15 protein-coding genes and 1 pseudogene are annotated in these 25402 nt (G+C 41.2%); 9 read left to right on the forward strand and 7 right to left on the reverse strand.

The genetic code is table 11. The features are described 5' to 3' along the window. Positions 1–581 precede the first annotated feature (581 nt). Positions 582–1178, reverse strand: a complete 597-nt coding sequence (trmY, locus tag AAEY98_RS19860) for a tRNA (pseudouridine(54)-N(1))-methyltransferase TrmY (RefSeq protein ID WP_192116069.1) — start codon at positions 1176–1178, stop codon at positions 582–584. A 290-nt stretch (positions 1179–1468) separates the two neighbouring features. Here trmY and AAEY98_RS19865 point away from each other — a divergent pair, with 290 nt between their 5' ends. Then, entirely contained in the window at positions 1469–1939 is a 471-nt protein-coding gene (locus AAEY98_RS19865; RefSeq protein ID WP_182743655.1) for a GNAT family N-acetyltransferase, read from the forward strand. 172 nt (positions 1940–2111) lie between these two features. Here the strand turns inward: AAEY98_RS19865 and AAEY98_RS19870 are convergent. Continuing rightward, positions 2112–2311 (reverse strand): annotated as a pseudogene (locus AAEY98_RS19870) (delta-class carbonic anhydrase); the annotation flags it as partial. 90 nt (positions 2312–2401) lie between these two features. Between AAEY98_RS19870 and AAEY98_RS19875 the strand changes: the two are divergent. Together AAEY98_RS19875 and AAEY98_RS19880 are read left to right on the forward strand one after the other, a co-directional pair. Continuing rightward, entirely contained in the window at positions 2402–2644 is a 243-nt protein-coding gene (locus AAEY98_RS19875) for a YecH family metal-binding protein (protein WP_182743654.1), read from the forward strand. A 419-nt stretch (positions 2645–3063) separates the two neighbouring features. Then, the gene (locus AAEY98_RS19880; RefSeq protein WP_162022954.1) at positions 3064–4377 is read left to right on the forward strand and encodes a coproporphyrinogen III oxidase family protein; all 1314 of its coding nucleotides are present in this window, start codon (positions 3064–3066) and stop codon (positions 4375–4377) included. A 104-nt stretch (positions 4378–4481) separates the two neighbouring features. On the opposite strand, the gene AAEY98_RS19885 is transcribed toward AAEY98_RS19880, so the two are convergent. The 4 genes from AAEY98_RS19885 to AAEY98_RS19900 all read right to left on the reverse strand — a co-directional run bounded on the left by AAEY98_RS19885 (position 4482) and on the right by AAEY98_RS19900 (position 12995). Next, positions 4482–6470, reverse strand: coding sequence for an alpha-amylase family protein (locus tag AAEY98_RS19885; protein ID WP_351019079.1), 1989 nt, complete (start codon positions 6468–6470; stop codon positions 4482–4484). Positions 6471–6649: 179 nt separating this feature from the next. Next, on the reverse strand, positions 6650–8569 hold the full coding sequence (locus AAEY98_RS19890) for a glycoside hydrolase family 13 protein (protein WP_351019081.1): 1920 nt from the start codon (positions 8567–8569) through the stop codon (positions 6650–6652). Positions 8570–8637: 68 nt separating this feature from the next. Further along, positions 8638–10161, reverse strand: coding sequence for a tryptophan halogenase family protein (locus AAEY98_RS19895; RefSeq protein ID WP_351019084.1), 1524 nt, complete (start codon positions 10159–10161; stop codon positions 8638–8640). Between the two features lie 116 nt (positions 10162–10277). Continuing rightward, the gene (locus AAEY98_RS19900) at positions 10278–12995 is read right to left on the reverse strand and encodes a TonB-dependent receptor (protein WP_192116063.1); all 2718 of its coding nucleotides are present in this window, start codon (positions 12993–12995) and stop codon (positions 10278–10280) included. Positions 12996–13500: 505 nt separating this feature from the next. On the opposite strand from AAEY98_RS19900, the gene AAEY98_RS19905 reads away from it, so the two are divergent. The 4 genes from AAEY98_RS19905 (at position 13501) to AAEY98_RS19920 (ending at position 20564) form a co-directional block, all read left to right on the forward strand. Next, entirely contained in the window at positions 13501–15135 is a 1635-nt protein-coding gene (locus AAEY98_RS19905; RefSeq protein ID WP_351019087.1) for an alpha-glucosidase family protein, read from the forward strand. 164 nt (positions 15136–15299) lie between these two features. Next, a complete protein-coding gene (locus tag AAEY98_RS19910) occupies positions 15300–16565 on the forward strand; it encodes a sugar MFS transporter (protein WP_351019090.1) in 1266 nt (421 codons plus the stop codon). A 302-nt stretch (positions 16566–16867) separates the two neighbouring features. Next, positions 16868–18082, forward strand: coding sequence for an RsmB/NOP family class I SAM-dependent RNA methyltransferase (locus AAEY98_RS19915; RefSeq protein ID WP_059746707.1), 1215 nt, complete (start codon positions 16868–16870; stop codon positions 18080–18082). A 223-nt stretch (positions 18083–18305) separates the two neighbouring features. Beyond that, positions 18306–20564: a bifunctional diguanylate cyclase/phosphodiesterase gene (locus tag AAEY98_RS19920; protein ID WP_351019093.1), complete on the forward strand. Its 2259-nt coding sequence runs from the start codon at positions 18306–18308 to the stop codon at positions 20562–20564. A 111-nt stretch (positions 20565–20675) separates the two neighbouring features. Here the strand turns inward: AAEY98_RS19920 and ald are convergent, their stop codons facing one another. Further along, a complete protein-coding gene (gene ald, locus AAEY98_RS19925; protein WP_192116148.1) occupies positions 20676–21791 on the reverse strand; it encodes an alanine dehydrogenase in 1116 nt (371 codons plus the stop codon). Positions 21792–21973: 182 nt separating this feature from the next. Here ald and lrp point away from each other — a divergent pair, with 182 nt between their 5' ends. Together lrp and AAEY98_RS19935 are read left to right on the forward strand one after the other, a co-directional pair. Beyond that, positions 21974–22471, forward strand: coding sequence for a leucine-responsive transcriptional regulator Lrp (lrp, locus tag AAEY98_RS19930; RefSeq protein ID WP_101087629.1), 498 nt, complete (start codon positions 21974–21976; stop codon positions 22469–22471). Between the two features lie 273 nt (positions 22472–22744). After that, positions 22745–25402 (forward strand): DNA translocase FtsK, encoded by a 2658-nt coding sequence (locus AAEY98_RS19935; RefSeq protein ID WP_335692158.1) that lies wholly within the window; start codon positions 22745–22747, stop codon positions 25400–25402.

Consider the following 25402-nt stretch of genomic DNA (forward strand, 5'->3'; position numbering starts at 1 on the left):
TTCATGCAGAATCTCCCTGCGTATATATTACGAGAAAATTCTACTTTTGAAATCTACTATTTTTAGGGGGGATTACCCTGGTGATTATTACGATGGTGCTGAAGTGTTTTGGATGCTTTCAATATTCATTTATACGCCTCAAAAAAGAGCATAAGGTCACAGACAGATCTGCAGGTCAATTACCTTATTAATAACTGACTAAAAAACATTCATGATCTTTCCCTGCAGAAATACCTAGGTTTTTAGTGAGAACATTGAAGTAACTAGCGAAACAAAAATACTTATGCAATGTACTTAAAAAGAACATGTGATCATGATGATAATAGTGGGTCAAATAGCTTGTGAGTTATGTGAAAAACATTCAAATTTAAACTGATTCTTAGATCAATAATTTAACGAAGTAAATAAAAGCGATTGCTGTTGATTTAAACCATTAGCCGCTTAATTTGGCGAGTGTCGCACTTCGGAGTTGAATTAGGGCTTAATCGAATATCATAAAGATATAGATCTATATTTCAGGAAATAAGTATGACATTGATGAACGTAAACAATTGACCACGTAATTATCATGGTCATATTTATTACATTCTCATGTCTAATTCATTGTGTATTAACACCACGCATTGTGATGCAAACAACATTTTGGGCCCCAAGTTTATGTGCTGGGTACCCAGGCGTTTAAGGCTATTAAAGCTCTTCTTAGGCATAGGGATGTGATCGGTCAGTAAAAAACACGGGTTAGCTGCAAACTCTATATCACGTACAGGTGTACCTTTTTTCTCTAACATATACAGCTGATAATCTTCCGCTAACTCTTGCACCAGTTTTTCAAAGCTAACAGTGCGCACTGTGATACCTGCTTCAACTTCACGTAACTGTTCTTTCGCCATGCCTTTAGATGTCGTTAAAGCTTTAGCAATTTTATGGGTTAAGTTTTGCTCATGGAAGCCGCCAATATGACCTAACTCACTTGAACGGAAACAGATGGTGCGAGAAAAATCGAGGGTGCTTTCTAACACTAAATACACCACTACATCGTCGCGATGTGATTGGGCGACAAAAATGGTATTCATCAAAGTGTGAGCTAAAATTTCAGTGTGGGCCGATTGACCAATACCTGCCAAAAATTGTTGGCTATCAACGGGAGCTGCTCTGGCTCGAACTACAAAAGCGCGCATGGGGAAATCCTATTAGAGGTAAATTAAACATGAAGCGGATAACGTAGTCGAATAATCAATCAGTTACTGCGCATAGCATTATTATTGCAGTTTTGAGCTTGGCTGTAACGCGATTAATCTAATGGTTGAGTTTTAGATGGCACAGACTAGTGCTATTGAGCAATACAGTTGTTAAAACAAGCGCTAAGCGTTATGTTATTGATAATGAAGACGTGTGATTTATTCAATTATTGGTGCTGGTCACCAAACCCGTAAATTACATTCATGAGGTCACTAATTCAAGGTCATTTATGATGAAAATCAGGAAAGCGCTAGAGTCTGACGTTCAATCTATTTACAGCATGAGAAACCGAGCTATTATTGAAAAATGCACCGGCTTTTATAGTTCATCGCAGTTGGCACTATGGACACAAGGCGACATTTCAGCAGCATTGATTAATGATATTGTAGCGAACTTCTTTGTATCGGTATTCAAGGATCGTGTTATCGGATGCGGTAAAGTTAATCTCGAAACTGGCATGATAGACGCTATTTTTGTCGATCCTGACCATTCTGGCCAAGGGGTCGCAAAGTTCATGTTGGTTTTTCTGGAAGAGTTAGCCTTGGATAATGATCTGAAATTATTACAACTTGAATCTACACTGAACGCAGCGTCATTTTACCGTGCCTGTGGTTTTGTTGGTGATGAAGTATCGACTTATCATTCGCCAAGGGGAATTAGTTTGGATTGCATTCCGATGCGAAAATTGCTTAAAAACTAAAGCATCAATTATCATTCTGCAATTGCGGTAACAGTCATAACCCCTTAATCACCGCCAAATAAATAGCAAAGTCCATAATTATAGACAGTTATCTACAAGATGTAATCCAGAAGTTCACAGATCTGCTATCTGTGACTTCTCATTTCATCAGCTAAGGTTCGGCGAATCGCAGTTACTTGATTTCTGCAAGTAGCGCTGGGTTAGTGACTAAGTTTCTCACACCAAGAGCGTTTTCTCCTTGAAAATGTTACCCACACACCACTTGCCCGCAGTGCTAACATTCACTTTAACCCCTTTAGGGCGGACACTCCAAGACACTTGGAATGGTGATCCTTTTTCATTATAACTAAGGCCTGTTGTTGAACCATTATACAGAATCAAATTTTGTGTGTGAGATCGGTATTTATAACTAAAAAATACGTTATAAAGTACAAATAAATTACATCTTTAATTGGAGATACTATGTCTGGATCAGTTCACGGCCATCAAGTTATGCAAATGATGCTAACCCACGGCTCAGCGTTAACAAAACAAGAACTTAAAATGATGATGCAAACTACATTTGGTGCAGATACTCGTTATCATACTTGCTCTGCAACAGAGATGGACGCTGAGATGCTGATTGAGTTTTTAGAGGGCAAAGGTAAGTTTATTCCCAGTGACGGCGGTATTACCACTGCAGCAGATAAAATTTGTAATCACTAAATTAATCAAGATGACAATATGTGGCTTAGCACTAGTTGGTTCTAGATAAGCCTAATGTAAATATAATTTACCATACACTCTTCAATTTCACTCACTAACTCTTCAGTGTTGATTTCTGGCTCGGATAAATCCATTTCACCAATTAAGCACACAATCCCCTTTGAACCTTTGAATTTCAATATGTGATCAACATCAAACTTTAACAATAGGAAGGCTCGTATTGTGTAGATAAAGGTAAAGGTGTGGTTATACATATAAATATAGATTTTCTAATTACGCAATCTAATCACGCAATCTAATATCACACAAATAATCGCTGTTAAATAGCACACTTACGCAGATACTCAGGATTGGCTGAAGCCCATCCTGCTGATTTAAACACTCATGCCATTGGCAGTATCTAAGACTAAGGCCAACTCATGAACACATTCTTTTCGTCCTCAAAGTTGAATATTGCCACAAGCAGCCTTGACTGGGTTATGGGCCAAACCATAAGACATTCATTAAATCTGCAAGATGCTGTAGCACTTGATGAATTACAACAGCTGATTGTGCCAGACAAGCCGATTGAAACGCTTTATATCCACATTCCTTTTTGTCATACCTTGTGCCGTTATTGCTCGTTTCATAAAATTAAATTTAATGAACCAGTAGCCCGCGAATACTTTAAGGCGCTGAGACAAGAAATCCGCCAAGTGCTTGCCAAAGGATTTCGTTTTAATCGGGTGTATATCGGCGGTGGTACCACAACTATTTTAGAAGATGAGCTGATCAAAACAATAGAGTTGATTAAGTCATTAACATCAGTACGTGAAGTCACTTGTGAAAGCGATCCTATTTACTTTAAAAATGGTCAGCCGCATTTGCTTAACGGTTTGGTCGACCGAATGTCGATTGGAATACAAAGCTTTGACGATAAGATTTTAAAAGCGGTTGGTCGTTTTGAAAAATTTGGCAGCGGTTTACAACAAGCTGAGTATGTTAGCCGCGCTATCGAGATTATCCCTACGGTTAATCTAGATATGATGTATGGCTTTACCATGCAAACACCGCAGACGGTGGCGAACGACTTGGCTCAAACCATTCGTTTACGTCCAGATCAAATTACCACTTATCCGTTAACCATTGGCATTGGTAAAAATCGCAAAAAAGCCGGTTGCCTTGCTGGCGAACCTGAAGCGTTATGGCCACAGTTTTTAGCGGTAAAACAAGCGTTAGCTGAACACTATATTATGGAGTTTCCGTGGACCTTTAGCCGTAATTTTGGTCAGCCAGTTGAACATAAATATGTATTAGATGGTGAAGACTGCTTCGGTGTCGGTTCAGGCGCATTTGGCCGCTTTGGGGAGCAATTTAGAATTTCCAGTTTTAATATCCCAGATTACATTAACCGTATCAAAGCAGGACATAGCGGCACTTGTTATACCAAACCATTAAAAACCAAGGCACTGTCACAGCATTATTTAATGATGATGATGGGCTGCGGCTTACTGGACAATCGACAATGTAAAGCCTATACCGGCAAGTCTTTGTGGCACGCATTCCCGTTAGAAATGAGTTTTTTAATTTCAGCTGGAGCACTGAATAAGCAGGGTGATAATTATATCACTACGGTTGAGGGTCAGTTTATAGCGCTAAAAATGTTTTCAGGCTTTTTGTCTGGAATGGATTTTTTACGCGAACAGGCCTGTGGATTGCCCTTAAGCGCAATTGAAACGATGCCGAATATTTAGTCTGTGCGTTAGCGATAAACGTTTAAAAAAGCCACAGGTAAGCATATCTGTGGCTTTTTAATGAGATACTTTTTTACATAAACTAAACAATTATAAGTATCAGTTTATGCCTTATTGGCGACGTTAAGAATAACAGACTGCAAAGGGGCTAATTCAATATCAACACTGGCGCTGCCATCTTTGTGTAAAATGAGTTGTTGATTCTGTGGGGTACTTTTCAGCAAATCTGTCAGCTTTTTATTACTGCTAATTTGCCACGTTTGTATCAGTGTGTTTGGCAACTGAAGGGTAAATTGTTTGCTGTGGCTTTGACTGAAATTACTGACAATGATCAATTGCTGTACTTCGTTAAAACGGCTAAAAGCAAATACGCTGTCGTCATAGCCTTTAAGCTTATTTTGGCGTTGTAGGCTATCGAGTTCCCTGTACTCACCGCTTAGCGCAGTAGCAGTGTGGCTTAAGTTTAATAACGTTTGATAATAACCGCGTAATGTCTTTTCATCGCTTGTGGACTGTCCGCCATCAAACTTGCCGTTGTTCATCCAGCGTTGATGAGCCGGTACGCCCACATAATCAAAAATACTGGTGCGAGTCGGTTGGCCAAAGCCTGCATTTTCAGCGCCTTGTTCGCCAACATCTTGGCCAAAATACAGCAAGGTGGGTGAGCGACTTAAGGTTGTAGACACCACCATCGCTGGTAGGGCATTAAATGGATTGCCAGCAAACTCGTTGGTGTTGATGCGTTGTTCGTCGTGGTTTTCTAAAAAATGCAGCATGTGCTGATCGATGTCACTGACTTTGGCTTGAACTGTCGCAATGGCTGCAGTGCTAGCTTTACCTTGAATAATGGCTTTTAAGGTGTCATATAAATCGACTTTGTCGTACAAGTAATCCATTTTACCTAAATGAATATAATCGCGGTATAAATCGGGGTTATACACCTCAGCCAGAATAAATGCATTTGGATTAGTGTGCTTAATGTGGCTATTGAGGTAGCTCCAAAACTCTACTGGTACCATTTCAGCCATGTCGTAGCGAAAACCATCTACGCCTTTGGCTAGCCAATATTGCGCAATGTGCTCAAATTTACGCCATGAATCGGGAATGTTATCGGCCGCTTGTGTTTGCCAAAAGGCTAAATGCTCGGCGGTGCTTTTGTTTGCATATTCTTTTGGCAGAGCAGGGAAGTCATGGCTACCATCGGGTTTGACTCCATAATTTATTTTAACGGTTTCGTACCAATCGTTGGCATCGGGCTTGGCTAAACGTGAACCGTTGCCGGTCCATTTAGCCGGTGACTCGGCAAACTTTCCGTCTATGAGGGGATGTGTTTCGCCGCCTAATGGCAAATAACCATCCGATGCTTGTGGGACTTGAAAGTCTTCACCGACTACATAATAGAAATTGTTGTGTCTACTATAGGTGTTAGTTTTATCGTCGTTAGCACCAAAGTCTGGCTCGCCTTTTGGCGCTGAAATAGAATGATAATTGCGCGCGACATGATTAGGCACTATGTCGATGATGACTTGCATACCATTGGCATGGGTGCGGTCGATTAATGCTTCGAATTCTGCTAATCGAGTCGCTGGATTATCCGCTAAATCTGGATTAACGTTGTAATAATCTTTTACCGCATAAGGTGAACCCGCACGGCCTTTGACGACATCAGGATCATCATTACCAATGCCATAATATGTATAGTCATTGACTAATGCATGATGCGGTACGCCGGTATACCAAAGGTGAGTGGTGCCTAAGGACTTAATATCTTGTAATGCCACATCGGTAAAATCACGGAATTTGCCTACGCCATTTTCGGCAATAGTTCCCCAAGCTTTGTTGGTAGTATTGGTGTTGCCATACAGACGAGTGAATACTTGATATACCACAGGTTTGCCTGTTGCAGCAGTTTGACTTGTTTGAGTAACTGATACGTTTTCGTTATCGTTTTTTACAGCAGTATCAGTTTGTTCAACGGTATTGGGTTGGCAAGCGCTTAATCCTAACCCCAGTATACAGGCTAGTACCAATGCCTTTGGGGTCGGTGAAGGTAGGCGAAGTTGGCTTACTAACGGTTTAGTGATGGGGCGCATGAGTCTCTCTTTTATTGTTTTTATGAGAGTGATTCTATTGAAGAACATAGAACCACTCCTTAATGTCAAATAACTGAACGTATCTGTATCTAAACTTTAGAGCGTAAATTCCAACGTCTAAATATTCGACTCTAAATATTCGACTCTACATATTCGAGTATACATATCTGTGATAAAAATCAATGGCTCAGTTTAAGAATCGTGACACCTTTATTGGCCAAGGTAAGCGGCTTAGATAATGAGTACGTTTGTTTGTTGATAATATCAACGCCAGTAGTGTTGTCATTAATCGCAGGTTTGAAACGTTGTAAATCAAGTTCAATAGGCTGGCTGTTTTTATTGTAAATGATCAGTAAGGTTTCATCGCCCTGATGACGGCTTTGGACATAAACACCGTCTTTGGGCACAAAGTGCTGCAACTTACCTTGTTGAATCGCTAATGAGTTTTTACGGTAATTTAATAATGTACGTACGAAGGTAAGTGCTTCGGTTTGTTGTGCATTCAACCCTTTACCTGTAAATACATTGACACTGTCTTGCGGCCAGCCACCGGGGAAGTCTGCGCGCACAGCGCCGTCGTTACGGTCTTCTGTAGGACTTTGCATGACTATTTCTGAGCCGTAAAATATTTGTGGGATTCGGTTGCTGGTCAGTACATAAGCCATGGCCATTTTGTACAGTGCAATGTCGTTTTTCATTAAACTGTAAATACGGTTGGTGTCGTGATTACCTTCAAATAACACTAACTGGCTTGGATTGGCATACACCACATCGTTAGCCAACATTTGGTAAAGATCGATAAATCCAGCTCCCCAATCTTCCTCTTTGGTTAAGCTTGCTATAAGAGTGTCATACAAGGGGAAATCCATCATGCTCGGTGCAAAAGATTGATAACCATCTGCATTTACCTTACCAGCTTGCCAGTAGCTTACCGTCACTGGGTTACTACTCCATTCTTCACCAACAATATTAAAATGCGGGTATTCATCCATAATGGCTTTTGACCATGCTGTTAGAAAATCTTTGTCAGCATAAGAGTAAGTATCTTCACGAATACCGCTCAGCCCCGCATATTCAACCCACCAAATGCTATTTTGGATTAAGTATGTTGCCATGTGTGGATCGCGCTGATTGAGATCTGGCATAGTGACGTCAAACCATCCATCACTAAAATCGACCGTGTCTGCATTCACAGAGTAAGGATCTTGTACGGTAGTGCGTCTATGGCTTGAATAGCTAACATTTGTAGGGTCTTTCACCCAACGGGATTGACCGTTAATCCAAGTGTTACTCGGCATACTGTTCATCCATTTATGACCAGAGCCCATGTGATTAACAACCACATCTTGGATGATGCCAATGCCAAAGGTTTGCGCTTCTTCTGCCAAGGCTTGGTATTCTTGATTGCTACCAAAACGAGGGTCTATTTTATAAAAATCTGTGGTGGAATAACCGTGGTAAGAATATTTTTGTTGGTTATTTTCAAGCAGTGGATTAATCCACAATTGAGTGACACCTAAATCATGCAAGTAGGGCAGAGCTTTGCGGATCCCCATAATATCACCACCATGGCGGCCGCCATCAAAGCTTCTATCGGCTTTTTCAAGCATGTCTGGGTGGTTATCATTGTCGGAATTACCGTTAACAAAACGATCTGGAGTGATTAAGTAAATCACATCTTTATTACTAAAGCCTTGGCGATCGCGTGAACCTTTTTGACGGGTTTGCAGCTCATAATCAAATTGCTCAACTAATTGGTCGTCTTTATATACCCCCAAAGTCAGTTGTTGTGGTTTAGCTTGGCTTAAGTCCAAATTAACAAATAAATGGTCGTTACTGTCGGTTTTATCAACGCTGCTGAGTGTGACACCTTCAGCCTTGATTAATTTCACTTGGGTGTCGCGAATGTTATCGCCAGCAATCAATAGTTGTAACGTAGGTTGTTGCATACCCGCCCACCATGACATGGGCTCGACGTTAAGTGCGGCATTCACCGACATGGAGCTGACACTGAGCGCACAGCCTAATACTAAACGTGATGCGAGCTTGCTGATGCGATGTTGGCCTAGGGGCGTTGGGTGTGAGTAATGTGATGACATGATTACTAGTCCTGTTTTATATAATTTATTTTTATTTTGTTAACTCATTATTACTTTTTATCAAATACTTAAATTTTTTCGATATAGGTTTCATGGGTCGGCATTTGCTTCACCGTGCTGGCAATGACCTTACGGATATTAGTTAAGTAGTCGGTTAAATCGACTTGGGTGACCGCTTGGGTAAGTGGATGATAATCTGCAGGAATAATGCCTTGCCCTAACATGACCTGGATCCAGGCCGCTTCGGTAAAGAGTTCATCTTGATGCCGAAAAACCGTTGCCGTGGTGGTAAATAAATCTATTTTACGTTGTAAGCTTTCGGGAATGTCCATGTCGCGACATTGCTGCCATAAACCGTGTTCACCGTCGGCAGATTGTTTAGCATTAAGATGATAGTGCAAAATAATAAAGTCGCGGATTTGCTCAAACTCTGTTTGTGATTGGCGATTAAACTCATCAATGTGCTGTGCTTGAATGCCGTTTCGGGGAAATAATTTGGTTAAACGAATTATCGCCGATTGGACTAAATGTAAGCTGGTGGACTCTAACGGTTCTAAAAATCCGCTCGATAACCCAATAGCAACACAGTTTTTATGCCATTGCTTGACGCGCCTGCCTGTGGTGAAGGTGATTTTACGCGGCTCGGCTAACTGTTTTCCGTCTAGGTTGGCTAATAAATGCTGTTTAGCTTGCTCGTCGCTCATATGTTTACTGCTATACACAATGCCATTACCAGTGCGATGTTGCAGTGGAATACGCCATTGCCAACCAGCATCGTGGGCGGTTGCTTTAGTGTAAGGCGTGACAGGAGAGGTGCTTTCACAAGGCACGGCATATGCGCTGTCACAGGGGAGCCAATGCTGCCAGTTTTCGTATTCTATTCCTAATGCTTTTTCAATCAATAAAGCAGAAAAACCCGAACAATCAATAAATAAGTCACCATTAATGCAGTCACCATTTTGTAAGGTGACACTGTCTATCGCGCCATCATTAGTGAGTTGAGTGCTAGTAATAGTGCCTTCAACCCGAACAACACCACGTTGTATGCTGTATTGGCGTAGTAAGTTGGCGTATAAGCTGGCATCAAAATGATAGGCATGGGTGATACCACTCATCTGCGCTTGAGCAATACTTTGAATAGGTTGGAATTTATTATGTTTAGCGGCCTGATAATTAAGCGAGTATTGCCAAAAGTCATTAGCGTTAAATGAACTTTGATTTTGTTGGCTACAATTAGCTTGTGCGCTGAGCCAATAATGATGAAACGAGGTAAAGCCTAAGTCACGACCAATGTTACCAAAAGCGTGCATATAAGCATCGCCTTGTTGGTGCCAGTTTTCAAACTCGATGCCCAATTTAAAGGTGGCTTGAGTTGCTTTAATAAAGTCTTTCTCGCTAATGCCTAATACGCTGTTAAATATCTGCAGGGGCGGAATGGTGGCTTCACCCACACCTATAGTGCCGATGGTATCAGACTCAATAAGGGTGATGTTAAGTTGTGTTTTAAACAACTTGGCTAACATCGCTGCGGTCATCCAGCCCGACGTTCCGCCGCCTACAATGACAATGTTTTTTATTATTGTTTGATCCATTGTTATCGCCTTTTTAACTATTTTTGATTTATTTTTACTGAATCCGATAATATAAAAAAGCCCCTGTAATAGGTTACAGAGGCTTTTTTGTCGGTTTAGTACATTCTATAAGCCCATTAGAACTTGTAGTTTGCGCCTAACATAAAGTTACGACCGTAGTTTTGATAATCACGCACGTGACGTGCATCTTCACCTGTGTACGATGTAAATGGCTCGTTGGTTAAGTTGTTTACTTGGAATTGAACCGATAAGCCGTAAAGAGCATCGATACCGCTTTCGGTAAAGTCATAACCAATTTGGGCGTCAACAACTGTTTCAGCTTTTACGTTTACGTTGACACGAGTCAAGCTGATTGCGGTGACTTCACCTAAGAAGTCACTACGGTAACGTGAGCTAATACGTGCTTCGAAGCCAGCATTTTCATAGTAAACCGTGGCATTGAAGGTTTTTTCTGAAAGGCCAGGTAACGTGGTTGGATCGCTATCTGGTGTTTCTTTCACTTCACTGTCGTTGTACGAACCACTTAAGATAGTACCAAAACCTTCTAGTTGGTCTGCAAAAAGGCCAAAGTCGAGAGACAAAGACGCTTCTATACCTTGTACATAACCACCTTCACCATTTTGTGGTTGTGAGGCTAAACCAATTGGATTACCTTCACGATTTGGGAACAACTCTCCAAAGTTAAAAGGTGCTTGTTGGTCATATACATAGTTTTCTAAGTCTTTATAGAACACAGCTAATGAGAAATAACCTTGGTCGCTAAAGTAGTTTTCGTAGCTAATGTCGTACTGACGCGCTAACCATGGACGTAGTTCTGGATTACCCGCACCACCGGACCAGTTTACGCCGTCAGTTGGGTTTTCGTTGTAGCTAAAGTTTACGTTAGCATTCATTTTGTCCATGCGTGCGCGGGTTAACGTACGTGCAGCGGCAAAACGCAGCATTTGACCATCGGCAACTTCAAAGCCTAAGTTCATGCTTGGTAACCATTCAAGGTAGGTATCGCCCGCTGTGCGTGCTGTCAATACAACTGCATCATCTTCAACTGTCGCGACAGTGCCATTTGAGCTTTGATCAGTATGAACGGCCTGTATACCAATGTTACCGGTTAGTGGGAATCCGAATAGCTCAGACTCTAAGTTGGTTTTAACATAAAAAGTTGAGACTTCTTCTGAAACGTCCCAAGAGTTAGTCGCACGGGATAAATCGACATCTGCTACGTCTGTTTCGGTATAGCCGCCCGCATTGTAAAAGGCTAACGAATCATAACTGAGCACATCACCCATGCCGAAAAAGTCGAGTGAGGTTGGCGATAATAAATATTGCTCTGGTACAGATTCTAGGTAGTTATCAGAACCGTCATAGCCCGCTAACGTTAGGTAATAACCTTTATCAAGTTTGCTTTTATCACGATTAGTGCGGTTAACACCAAACTCAACGCTGCGCACTGCACCGTCATCAAACACATATTCTGCGCTTAAACGGAACGAGTTTAACTCATCTTCAATTTCAGGCTTGTTAATAAAACCGTCTTGAGTATTGGCACCAAGTGGGCTACCCCAACCGAGTGGGTCACCTAATTTGATGACATTAGGGTCTGCATAGTTAAGGTCATGAGTAAAGTTGTAACCACCATTACCGTTGTAAGCAAAGCCTAAGTCATCAACTGCACCAACACCGGTGCCACGGCCTGTACCAGTATAACTTTCCATACCAATGTCGGTACGATCAACTTTTGATAAAGCAATATCGGCTTCAACGCGCCAGTTATCATTAATGGTGAACTTGTTATTCCAGCCAATTGAAAGTGATTCAGCATCACGTTTGTTGACATCATTACGGATAACGACTTCGGCACCATTAATGGTTCCTTGTGTCACTAAACCATCTTCGGTAGTTGTCGCAGTCACTCCACCGTTAGTACCCCAAGCTGCAGGGATTTCAATACCGCGTAAACGCTGGTCATCAGTGAACTTTGTATAGTAAATGTCAACAACTGAAGTGAATTTTTCGTTAGGTGCGTATTCAAATACAGCTAATACACCATCACGTTCTAATTCACTTGAGCGCACAAATGGTTTTGCGCCACCTAAAACACTGTCACCGGCATCATTTTCTGGGTAACCCCATGCCTGCCAGCGTTCTTCTTGGTTGGGTGACATCATGCGGGCATAACCTAACGCAATACCGATAGTGTCGTCTGCAAACTGGTCGATGTATGAAATGCTGCCACGATAACCGGTGTCACTTGAACCACTGTTAAGTGATCCTAAATCATTCATTTCGCCACGAAGCGACATCGCAATAGTTTGCTCACCATGGGTTAATGGGCTGATAGTTTGCATATCTACCGTGCCGCCGATGGCCTGCGCCATGACAGACGCATCAGGTGTTTTGTACACCACAACACGATTTAATAATTCAGAAGGATATTGGTCAAACTCAACACCACGGTTATCGTTAACCGAGGCTTGTTCGCGACCGTTTAATGTCGCAGTAGTGAAGTCTGGGCCTAAACCACGGATAGAGATAACGTTTGCACGTCCATCTAAACGCTGTGCTGATACACCGGGTAAGCGTGCGAGTGATTCTGCAATACTGACATCAGGCAATTTACCAATGTCTTCGGCAGAAATGGCTTCAACAATGGATGATGAAGACATTTTTAGTGATTGTGATTCTTGTAAGCTGCGACGAATACCAGTGACTTGAATCACTTCAATATTTTCTTCGGCAGTATCAGTAGTATTAACGTCATCAGCAGCGTAAGCACTCATGCTTGCACCTGCAGCAACTAACGCTAGCGTAAGTAGGCTCGGTTTAAATAGCAACATTCATCTTTCCCCTTTAGTGGATACTTAACAACTTGAAGTCCAGGTCGAGTGTTAGTGTCCTTTTGAATTTTGGTTACAGTCTTTATTGTGTTTTTCCCTCAGCATGCTTAATTAACTTTTATAAGTGACTGCATAAGTGCTGAAGTTATGACCAAATTGTTGCGCAACAGTGACGATACTACTCCCAGTACAGTTTTGCCGACAATATTATGCATACGTATTCAACGTTATTAGTGACGAATTAGCGGCTCAATTTTACAATTTCGAAACAACTTAAGGATACTATTTATGTAAGTTAACCTATTGTATTAATAGCTTTTTTATTGTTTCCAGTAAGTGCGATAGGTCAATTAATTCTTTGCATACGTATGCAGGTGTATTGAACCTGATTTCCTTATTCACGTATCCTCGGGGTAATGAAAAACAACAGCGAGCTGTTACCCAGCCGCAACATCAAGGTAACTCACAGGTAATTTTGGGGTTAGCTTAATTCTAAGGGGAAGCAATGGATCAGGTAACCTGGTGGCGCGGTGGAGTGGTATATCAAATCTATCCACGCAGTTTAATGGATTCTAATGGTGACGGTGTTGGCGACTTACAGGGCATCATTACTAAACTTGATTATATTGCCAGTTTAAACGTTGATGCTATTTGGATTTCGCCTTTTTTCAAATCACCGATGAAAGACTTTGGTTACGACATTAGTGATTATCTTGAAATAGACCCACTGTTTGGCACCATGGCCGACTTTGATCAACTTATTGAGAAAGCCCATCAATTAAATATAAAAGTGGTGATTGACCAAGTACTCAGTCACACCTCAGATCAGCATGATTGGTTCGAGCAAAGTCGTCAAAGCCGTGATAACGATAAAGCAGACTGGTACGTGTGGGCCGATCCTAAAGATGATGGCAGTGCGCCAAACAATTGGCTCGCTATTTTTGGCGGTTGTGCATGGGAATGGGAACCACGCCGTCAGCAATACTATTTGCATAATTTTCTTAAAAGTCAGCCAGATTTGAATTTCCATTGTCCGCAGGTTCGTCAAGCTGTGCTGGATAATGTTGAATTTTGGCTTAAAAAAGGCGTTGATGGTTTCCGTCTCGATGCGATTACATTCTGTTATCACGATGAACAATTACGCGATAACCCCGCTAAACCAAAAGATAAGCGTCAAGGCCGTGGCTTCAGTGAAGATAACCCGTATGCTTACCAATACCATTACTACAATAATACTCGTCCACAAACCGTTGGCTTTATTGAAGAGTTACGCGCATTAATTAATCGTTACCCTGGCGCGGTTACCTTAGGTGAAGTGTCTTCTGAAGATTCACTTGCCACGATGGCAGAATACACTCAAGGCGATGACCGTTTACACATGGCCTACAGTTTTGAGTTGTTAACCGATGATTTTAGCGCGGCTTATATTCGCCAAACTGTTGAAGAACTGGAAGCCAGTATTGGTGATGGTTGGCCATGTTGGGCTATCGGCAATCATGATGTGAAGCGGGTTGCATCACGTTGGGGTAAAGATAGTGTTAACCCAACGATGGTGAAAATGCTCAATGCGATGTTGTTTTCATTACGCGGCAGTGTGTGTAGTTATCAGGGTGAAGAATTAGGCTTAACGGAAGCACCGATTGAGTTTAATCAATTACAAGACCCCTTCGGCATAGCATTTTGGCCGATGTTTAAAGGCCGTGATGGATGTCGCACGCCAATGCCTTGGGTAAAAGAAGCACCTAATGCAGGTTTTAGTGACGCAACACCTTGGCTACCAATAGATCCGTTACACAATAATAGTGCCGTAGATGTACAAGAAGCCGATCAAGATTCGATACTGAACAGTTATCGTCATTTTTTACAGTGGCGTAAACAGCAACATATCCTGATTGAAGGTGATATTCAGTTTATTGATAGCCATCCTGATGTATTAGCGTTCATCCGCAGTCAAGATCAACAACGGATGCTAGTTCTGTTTAACTTGTCAGCAATGCAACAAACCTTTGACCTAAAAGCGTTAGGTTTATCTTCGACCTTAGAGGGCCATGGGTTACTCAGTGGCATGCAAGATAAACAGCATCCTGCGACTATCGTATTACCAAGTTATGCCAGTTTTTATGGCTTGCTTGCTAAGTAGAGTGACTAAGCTGAAATACGACAGTATTTCAGCTTTTTTGATCTATTAGTTTTCAGTAGAGAGACAATATAAAAATTAATGTATCAAACTTCAAATGCTATACGGCCGCCATTATAATTTATAAAACAGCGACATAATAATAATTAACAACAAGAGACCACACTATGGCTTCATCAATGCAAAGTACTCAACAAACAACAGTGACCGGAGGCAGCGGTAGTTATCGCTTTGCACTTGTGTCATTAACTTCACTGTTTTTCATGTGGGGGTTTATTACCTGTTTAAATGATATTCTCATTCCACATTTAAAAGCGGTGTTCTCACTTAATTATACAGAAGCGATGTTGATTCAATTTTGTTTCTTTGGGGCGTACTTTTTAGTCTCATTACCAGCAGGTAAGTTAGTCAAAAAATTAGGTTATCAAAAAGGTATCGTCACTGGGCTTGTTATTGCTTGTATCGGGTGTTTGTTATTTTATCCTGCTGCAGCGTTTGCAACGTATGGATTATTCCTTGGTGCACTGTTTGTATTGGCGTCGGGGATCACCATTTTACAAGTGGCGGCAAACCCTTATGTCAATGCGTTAGGCAGCGTTGAAACCGCATCAAGTCGTTTAAACCTAACTCAAGCATTTAATGCATTAGGCACGACGGTTGCTCCTTTCTTTGGTGCTGTGTTGATATTATCTGTTGCATCTGGCGCAATAGATGGCTTAAGCCAAGCGCAATCAGAAGCTGAAGTGGTTAAGCTTCCATACCTTATTTTGGCTGCGATGTTAGGCTTACTCGCATTAATTTTTTCCAAACTCAATTTACCTACCATCGCTGAACACAGTGATGATTCTGCTACCGGCGTGATAACGCATAATGGCAAAACAAGTGCCTTACAAAGCATCCATTTGGTGTTAGGTGCTGTAGGTATTTTTGTCTATGTTGGTGCCGAAGTGTCTATTGGTAGTTTTTTAGTTAACTTTTTAGGCGAAGAGCAAGTTGCCGGTTTACAAGAAGCAGAAGCCGCTAAATATATCACCTACTATTGGGGCGGGGCGATGATAGGCCGTTTTGTCGGTTCGGTTATTATGCAAAAAATTCCAGCAGGTACTTTGTTAGCCTTTAATGCCTTTGTTGCCGCTGCACTGGTGTTAGTGGCAATGAACAGTACTGGCGCATTGGCCATGTGGTCTATCTTGGCAGTTGGATTGTTTAATTCGATTATGTTCCCAACTATCTTTAGCTTAGCACTCCGAGATTTAGGCCCACACACCTCACAAGGCAGTGGCATATTATGTTTAGCCATTGTTGGCGGCGCAATTGTACCGTTATTACAGGGTGTGATGGCCGATAGTATGGGCTTACAAGTGGCGTTTATTTTACCGGTTGTGTGTTACGCGTTTATTTTATTCTATGGTGCTAAAGGCTCAAGAATGTAATCTCGTTTTGATTGCAGGTCATTAGTATTAACCATCAGCGGCTTTCGGGCCGCTTTTTTAATGCGTTGCATTAGTGAACATAACATCATGCAGTTATGAATGGGGACGGGTTAGCTTCAGGGTATTAAGGTCGGTTGCTGCTACAAAATGTTATTCACAGAAAACCTATAAAGGTAGAATAATTGGCTATTTTATGCTGTCAAAGTGAGGAGTAAAGCCTGATATGGCCTTGCTATCAACAGCGTTAATCCCTATGATCAGCACGTTTTTAAATTGATCGTTATATTAGATAGAGAGCCCCCATGTTGACTTATCCGTTGTCAGGCAGTTCATCAGAGTTAGTCTTAAATGTACTAACCATGGTGTTAACCCGAGGAAAACCATTAGATAGAGCTTATTCAGAGCATTTTTCTGGTTTAACGCTTAACCCATCAGAGCAAGCGCGGATCACGCAAGTCACCGGCGATATTTTACGTCGTTTAAACTTATATTGTTTTCTGGTTGATATTAAACCAGAAGAATTTGATCGTTTAGGGTCAAAACTACTCAACGGTTGGCATGTATTTCACGGCTTAGATTTACCTAAAATGCAGTATTCATTGCAACTAGAGCAAGCAGCATTTGAGGCGAATCTAGAACAAGCCAAAACTGATCCTGTATTATGGGATGGTTGTCCTGAGTGGCTAAATGAGCTTGGTCAGGCACAATTGGGTGATAAGTGGCCTGCTGAACGTGCGGCACTGGCTGAACAACCAAAACGCTATTTACGCGTTAATGAACTGAAATGTAATCGCGACGCCCTTATTGAAAGACTTAAAAAAGAAGGCGTAACGGCAATAGAAGTAAGCGATGTAGCTTCTGCTATTGAGGTCACATCAGACTCAGCATTATTTCGCACCGATGCATTTAAAGACGGTTGGTTTGAACAGCAAGACGCGGGTTCACAGTTAGTTGCCAATGCTGTGGATGCAAAACCAGGTATGCGTGTTGTTGATGCTTGTGCTGGCGCAGGTGGAAAAACTTTGCACATCGCAGCACAAATGCAAGGTAAGGGCCGTTTGCTCGCGATGGATGTTGAGCAATGGAAACTGGATAATCTTAAAACTCGCGCTAAACGTGCAGGTGCCCATAACGTTGAAACGCGGATTATTGCCAGTTCAAAAACCATTAAACGCTTAAAATTAACCGCTGACCGTGTGCTACTAGATGTACCTTGTTCTGGACTTGGTGTGCTAAAACGCAATCCAGATTCAAAATGGCGTGATACTCCAGAGCGTTTGCCTGTGCTGGTTGAATTGCAGAAACATATTTTGCAAAGCTACAGCCGTATGGTTAAAGTCGGCGGAATATTAATCTATGCGACTTGTTCAATCATGCCAGAAGAAAATCGCGATCAAATTGATGCATTTCTTGCAGACAATCCACAGTTTACGCTTATTGAAGATGAAAACATCTTAGTTTCAGAACGCGGCTTCGATGGTTTCTATCTTGCAAAGATGGAACGCATTAGTGAATAATTATTCAAATAATACCCATTTTTATATTCATTAAATTGATGGTGAGTAACATAAAAACAGTGCATTTATTTGCACTGTTTTTATTTATGGATAAATTTTGCTCGTTAAACTGAGTGTTTTGAATTAATTTACGTTAAGACATTGATTAAGTTCTCACAAATGCATAATCTTATTCATATTAGAAATATCTATTTTTAAGCATTCGCCGTAATAATGGAGCGTTATGGATATAGGACCGCATATCAATAAATTCATAGAAGATACAGACCAACATGATTTTCGTGAATCGAGTATCGAGCGATACAGTACAATACTCGATATGGTATTGCAGGGCCTACCATTAGGCGAAATGCTTCATGCCTTAGTATTATTGATAGAAGCACAAAAAATTGGTACTCGTGCATCAGTGCTTTTATTGAGTGATGACGGTAAACGGTTATTCTCGGGTGCGGCTCCTAATCTTCCTGAAGAATATAACAATGCGATTAACGGCATCGAGATTGGCGTTGATGTGGGCTCTTGTGGCGCCGCCGCATATACTTGTGAAAGAGTCATTGTTGAAGACATTGAACATCATCCTAATTGGAAAGACTTTAAAGCATTACCTTTAAAAGCCGGACTAAAATCGTGTTGGTCTGAACCGATAAAAGACAGTAATCAAAAAGTACTGGGCACTTTTGCCATGTACTATGACACGATTAAATCGCCGTCCAAGCAAGATTTGCACCTAATACAAGAAGCGGCACGTTTGGCCAGTTTAGCCATTGAACGAAGCCGTGGAATGCATATTCAACGATTAAGTAGCAAGATTTTTAACAGTTTGCCTATTGCGTTAGTTATTACGAGTGAAGATAACTCGGTGTTATCAGCCAATCCAATTTTTAAATCCTTAACATCTACCTATTACGCCAATCTTAAATTATTTGATGTTCATCGTTTTTTGAGTCACTCCCAACAAGATGTAGTAGCAGATTTATTTGAGCATTTAAAGCGCGGACACCCTTGGCAAGGGGAGTTAAAAGGTCTTAAAACCGACAATGATATTATTGATATCTCGCTTAATGTGACCGTTATTCGGGATAGTTTTACGCAACAGAATTGTTTTGCATGGTTAATTACCGATATTTCCGCCCGTAAAAACGCTGAAAAAATGATTAACTTTCAATCTAACTATGATCAACTTACTGGATTGTCGAACCGTAAATACTTGTTTGAAAGTCTACAAGCTATGATCGATTCAGAAGACAGCGTAAACGGTTGTAAGCAAGACTTTAGCTTGATGCTGATGGACATCGACCATTTTAAACAAATTAACGATACCCTCGGACATGATAACGGTGATCTTGTATTGAAATTTGTCGCACAGCGCTTACTGAGTGCCATTCCTGATAATGTCCTTATTGCGCGTATTGCGGCCGATGAATTTGCATTAGTTTTACCGGGTAAAATGTGTACCGAGTCATTAATTAGTCTTTTTGATGATCTAACGGATGAGTTGAAAAAGCTTTTTATTGTTGGCGGTCAAGATGTCATGTTATCCATGAGTACTGGCCTTGCTCGTTATCCACACGATGCTGATAATGTGGAACAAATATTAAATTGCGCCACGCAAGCTATGTACAACGCAAAATCTCGAGGCCGTAATTGTCTGCAGTTCTTTAATCAGCAGATCCAAAAAGATGCAGAAAGACATGCAGAATTGTACTTACACCTTAAGTCTGCATTGAGCCAGAATGAATTTGAACTGTATTATCAACCCATTGTGAATCCGTTTAGTGGCCAAATCATTAAAGCTGAAGTGTTATTGCGCTGGATACATGATGGTCAATTTATTTCGCCAGATGAGTTTATTCCTATTGCAGAAGAGTCTGGTTTAATTGTTCAAATCGGTGAGTGGGTGAGAACACAAGCAATAACCAGTATCATCGCATTGCAGAAAAGTGGTTATGCCATTCCATTTTCAATTAATGTGTCGACGATTGAATTTTGGACGACCGATCTACAACAACGATTTTTACGCTATTTTGATAACCTTTCACAGTTGTTAGGTGGTAGCCAGATCCCGTATCAGCTAATCACTTTAGAAATCACCGAATCATTAATGATGAAACAACAATCATCGATTAGCCAATTATTAACAGAACTTCGGCATCGTGGAATGAAAATTTCAGTGGATGATTTTGGTACTGGCTATTCATCTTTATCTTATTTGGCAAACTTCCCTGTGGATCAAGTTAAAATTGATAAATCCTTTATCCAGAAAATTTCATTGGGTGCGCGACATGAAGCGTTGATTGAAGCTATTGTCAGTATGAGCCGAGCATTAGATCTGTCAATTGTCGCTGAAGGTGTTGAAACTGAAGTTGAATTAGATTTTATCAAAAAACAGAATATTGAAGCGGTGCAAGGATATTATTTTTATAAACCTATGCCAAAAGCTGACTTCTTTGCATTATTGGCGAAACAATCTCGTATCTTTTGATATAAGTGTTTAATATAAGTGTTTGATATTCCCGCTTAATAAACATAAAAAATGCCGCATTTATTAATGCGGCATTTTTATTGAATAAAGTTAATTCAATGACTTACTCATTCAAGCAAGCATGCTTCTTGGTTCAGTGAACTCAAGGTTCAACGCTTCTGCCACTTCTTTACAGACGACTTTACCGTGCATTACGTTTAAGCCATTTAATAAATGTTTGTCATTTAATAATGCTTGTTTGTAACCTTGGTTAGCTAACTTGATAATGTAAGGTAGTGTTGCATTGTTTAATGCAAATGTAGAAGTACGCGCTACTGCACCTGGCATGTTAGCCACACAGTAATGTACTACGTCATCAACAATGTAAGTTGGGTCTTGGTGAGTGGTAGCGTGCGATGTTTCAACACAACCACCTTGGTCAATAGCAACGTCAACAATTGCACTGCCTGGTTTCATGCGCTTAACCATGTCACGAGTGATTAATTTTGGCGCTGCAGCACCTGGAACTAATACACCGCCAATAACAAGATCAGCTTCTAATACGTGACGCTCAATAGCATCAGCTGTTGAGTAAATAGCTTTAACCGCTGAACCAAACTGAACGTTTAGACGACGTAATGCATCGATGCTGCGATCTAAAACAACAACATCAGCACCCATACCAACAGCCATTTGCGCTGCGTTTGTACCAACCATACCGCCACCAATGATGACCACTTTAGCTGGCTCAACACCTGGAACACCACCAAGCAACATACCACGGCCGCCTAATGATTTTTCAAGTGCGCGAGCTCCTGCTTGGATTGACATGCGGCCAGCCACTTCTGACATTGGTGCTAGTAATGGTAATCCGCCGCGGTCATCTGTTACGGTTTCGTAAGCAATACAAACAGCGCCACTGGTGATTAATTCTTCAGTTTGCGGCAAATCTGGTGCAAGGTGCAAATAAGTGAATAAAATCTGGTCGTGACGTAACATTGCACGTTCTACTGCTTGTGGCTCTTTAACTTTTACAATCATGTCTGATTTAGCAAACACTTCAGCTGCTGTAGCTAAAATCGAGGCGCCCGCATCCATATAGTCTTGATCGGTAAAACCAATACCCACACCCGCATCTGATTGAACATAAACAACGTGACCTTTTATGGTTAATTCACGTACGCTTGAAGGAACCATGCCTACACGGTATTCGTGGTTTTTGATTTCTGTTGGAACACCAATAATCATTATTTGAGCCTCGATTGACATAAAAAACCCCACTTCAAGTGGGTATAGTTGTTATTAATTGTGACCTGAACGTGCTTATTTCAGGTGACTCTAGTATAGTGCTGCTTTAGCAGATTATGTTGCTGAATTTCGTTAATTAATAGGCAGAAGTGTTGTTTTAAGGACAAAACAAGGTTGAATATATGGCAAATAGCAAAAGCTTTTCAGTGAAAGATTTAGACCGCATTGATCGTAATATCTTAAATGAACTTCAACAGGATGGTCGCATATCAAATGTTGAACTATCTAAACGAGTCGGCTTAAGCCCTACACCGTGTTTAGAAAGAGTAAAAAGGCTTGAGAAACAAGGTTTTATTAGCGGTTATACTGCGTTGGTTAATCCACATTTTCTCGGTGCTTCTTTATTAGTCTTTGTTGAGATCACTCTAAATCGTGACACTCCAGACATTTTTGACCGCTTTAACCGTGCTGTGCAATTACTTGATGACATCCAAGAATGCCATTTGGTCTCTGGTGATTTTGACTACTTATTAAAGACTAGGGTGTCAGATATGTCTGCATATCGGCGATTATTAGGTGAAACCTTACTGAAACTGCCATCCATTTCAGATACTCGTACTTATGTAGTGATGGAGGAGGTTAAACAAACCAATAAGGTTGCGTTATACAACCTAGGGTAATCTCGCTAACTTAATCGCCTATCCCGTTTTTAGAGCCGGAATGATGAATTATAGATGACTGTTGTTGCCTATGTTCATCTTTTTCGCTAACTAAACATTTTTTGTATATAAAATCATCATCTTGACTACCATCATCAATGCTTTTATGTTTCTTGATTAATTCGACATAACAATCGATTGAGCTTGATTAATTCAAGGTGCATAATCACTGCAAATACAGTGATATTCTGTTATCTTAACCCTTATTTTTCACTTTTTTATGGATGCTTTCGTTTGACTCAGGAAAATAGTCTTAAAACACTCAGTGGCCTACAAAGGCTACTTGAAGGTGGTCTTATATTATGTTGCATGGTTGCAACCTATATCCTATTGGCATTATCCAGTTTCAATCCAAGTGACCCTGGCTGGAGTCAGTCGCATTTCCAAGGTGAGATACACAACTGGACTGGTGCTGTAGGTGCTTGGACAGCAGATGTGCTGTTTTATTTCTTCGGGTTCATCGCTTTTTTAATTCCCATGATTATAGCCACAACCGGTTGGTTTATTTTTAATCGCGCGCATCGAGTGTTCGAAATAGATTATTTTTCTGTTGGCCTAAGAATTATTGGTTTTATTCTGATGTTGCTGGCGTTAGCTGCGCTGGTCAGTATGAATGCCGAGAATATGTTTGTGTTTTCAGCCGGTGGTGTTGCAGGTGACGTTATTGGTCAAGCCATGTTGCCGTATTTTAATAAGCTCGGCACCACATTACTATTAATGTGTTTTATTGGTGCAGGCTTCACCTTAGCGACAGGCGTGAGTTGGTTAACCATTATTGAGTTAACGGGTTTAGGTTCTATCTGGTTAGCTAAGAAAATATGGACATTGCCACGATTATTTAAACGTGAACGTGAGACCGAAGATACCAAAGGTTTTATGTCATTAGTGGATAAGTTTACCCAACGCCGTAATGAAATTGATCTACAAAATGAACCCTCACTGGATAAGCCAAGCAAATCGGCAGTCAAAGTGCCAATTCATATTAAGCCAGCAATAGAGACGCCACCTATTGTTGAGAAAAAACGCAGTTTCTTTAGCCGCAAGGCTAAACCTGCTGAAGATATTAACGTATCAGACAATGATGACGATGAATTTGATATAGATGATCGCCAAGAACCGTCGATGCAACTCGATAATGACGACACACCTTTTGCACCTTGGGTCGCGACTAAAGATGATGTCGATTTTGATATTGATGACGACAATGATGATGGCGTTAATGATAGCCCTGCAATTAATAATCTAGATATCGCAGATGAACCTTTTGAGGAAGCATTTAATAAACCTCATTCAACAGGGGCATTAGTCGCTCAGCAAAAGCCGAAAAAAGATGTCCGAATTGTGGATGGCGTTGTGGTAATTGATGGCCAAACCCCTCAACAAGCGCGTCAAAAAATGGATCCGCTACCGAGTATTACCTTACTTGATGTTCCAGATCGTAAGAAAAACCCCATCAGTGAAGCTGAATTGCAGCAAGTTGCTCGATTGGTTGAAACAAAACTGGCCGACTTTAACATTATCGCCAATGTAGTAGGGGTGTATCCTGGACCTGTGATTACTCGTTTTGAACTTGAATTAGCTCCAGGCGTTAAAGCGTCTAAAATCACCAATTTATCGAAAGATTTAGCCCGTTCATTATTATCTGAAAACGTGCGTGTAGTTGAAGTTATTCCTGGTAAAGCTTATGTAGGCCTAGAATTACCGAACAAGTTCCGTGAAACAGTGTTTATGCGCGATGTACTCGATTCTGCCGCGTTTAAAGACAGCAAATCGACATTGTCTATGGTGTTAGGACAAGACATTGCCGGTGAGCCGGTGGTCGTTGATTTAGGCAAAATGCCGCATTTATTAGTTGCTGGTACAACGGGTTCTGGTAAATCGGTCGGTGTGAATGCGATGATCACCAGTTTGTTGTATAAATCGGGCCCAGATGATGTCCGCTTTATTATGATTGACCCTAAGATGCTTGAATTGTCGGTGTATGAAGGTATTCCACATTTATTGTGTGAAGTGGTTACTGACATGAAAGAAGCAGCCAATGCACTGCGCTGGTGTGTAGGTGAAATGGAACGCCGATATAAATTAATGTCGGCATTAGGTGTGCGTAACCTTAAAGGCTACAACTTTAAAATTAAAGAAGCAGCCGCCAAAGGGGAGTACATTCCCGATCCATTATGGAAGTCTTCTGAAAGCATGCTAGACGATGCGCCACCATTAGAAAAACTGCCTTCTATTGTGGTGGTCGTCGATGAATTTGCTGACATGATCATGATTGTTGGTAAGAAAGTAGAAGAACTCATTGCCCGTATCGCGCAAAAAGCGCGTGCGGCAGGTATTCACTTAATATTAGCGACACAGCGTCCATCGGTTGATGTGATCACTGGCTTGATTAAAGCTAACATTCCAACCCGTATTGCGTTCCAAGTGTCGTCACGAATTGACTCTCGTACCATTCTTGATCAACAGGGCGCAGAAACCCTATTAGGCATGGGTGATATGCTGTATTTACCTCCAGGAACGGGTTTGCCAAATCGTGTTCATGGGGCGTTTATTGATGATCATGAAGTGCATAAAGTCGTAGCCGATTGGTGTGCTCGTGGTAAGCCACAATATATTGAAGAAATTCTTAATGGTGCTACAGATGGTGAACAAGTACTGTTACCCGGTGAAACCTCCGATAGCGAAGAAGAGTTGGATGCGTTATATGATGACGCGGTAGCATTTGTTACCGAAACTCGCCGCGGCTCCATATCTAGCGTACAACGTAAATTTAAAATTGGTTACAATCGCGCCGCCCGCATTATTGAAATGATGGAAAGCCAAGGTATTGTGACAGCCCAAGGCCACAATGGTAATCGTGAAGTGTTGGCTCCGCCACCACCGAGGAATTAA

Source organism: Shewanella sp. AC91-MNA-CIBAN-0169, from assembly GCF_040310165.1.
GTDB lineage: Bacteria > Pseudomonadota > Gammaproteobacteria > Enterobacterales > Shewanellaceae > Shewanella.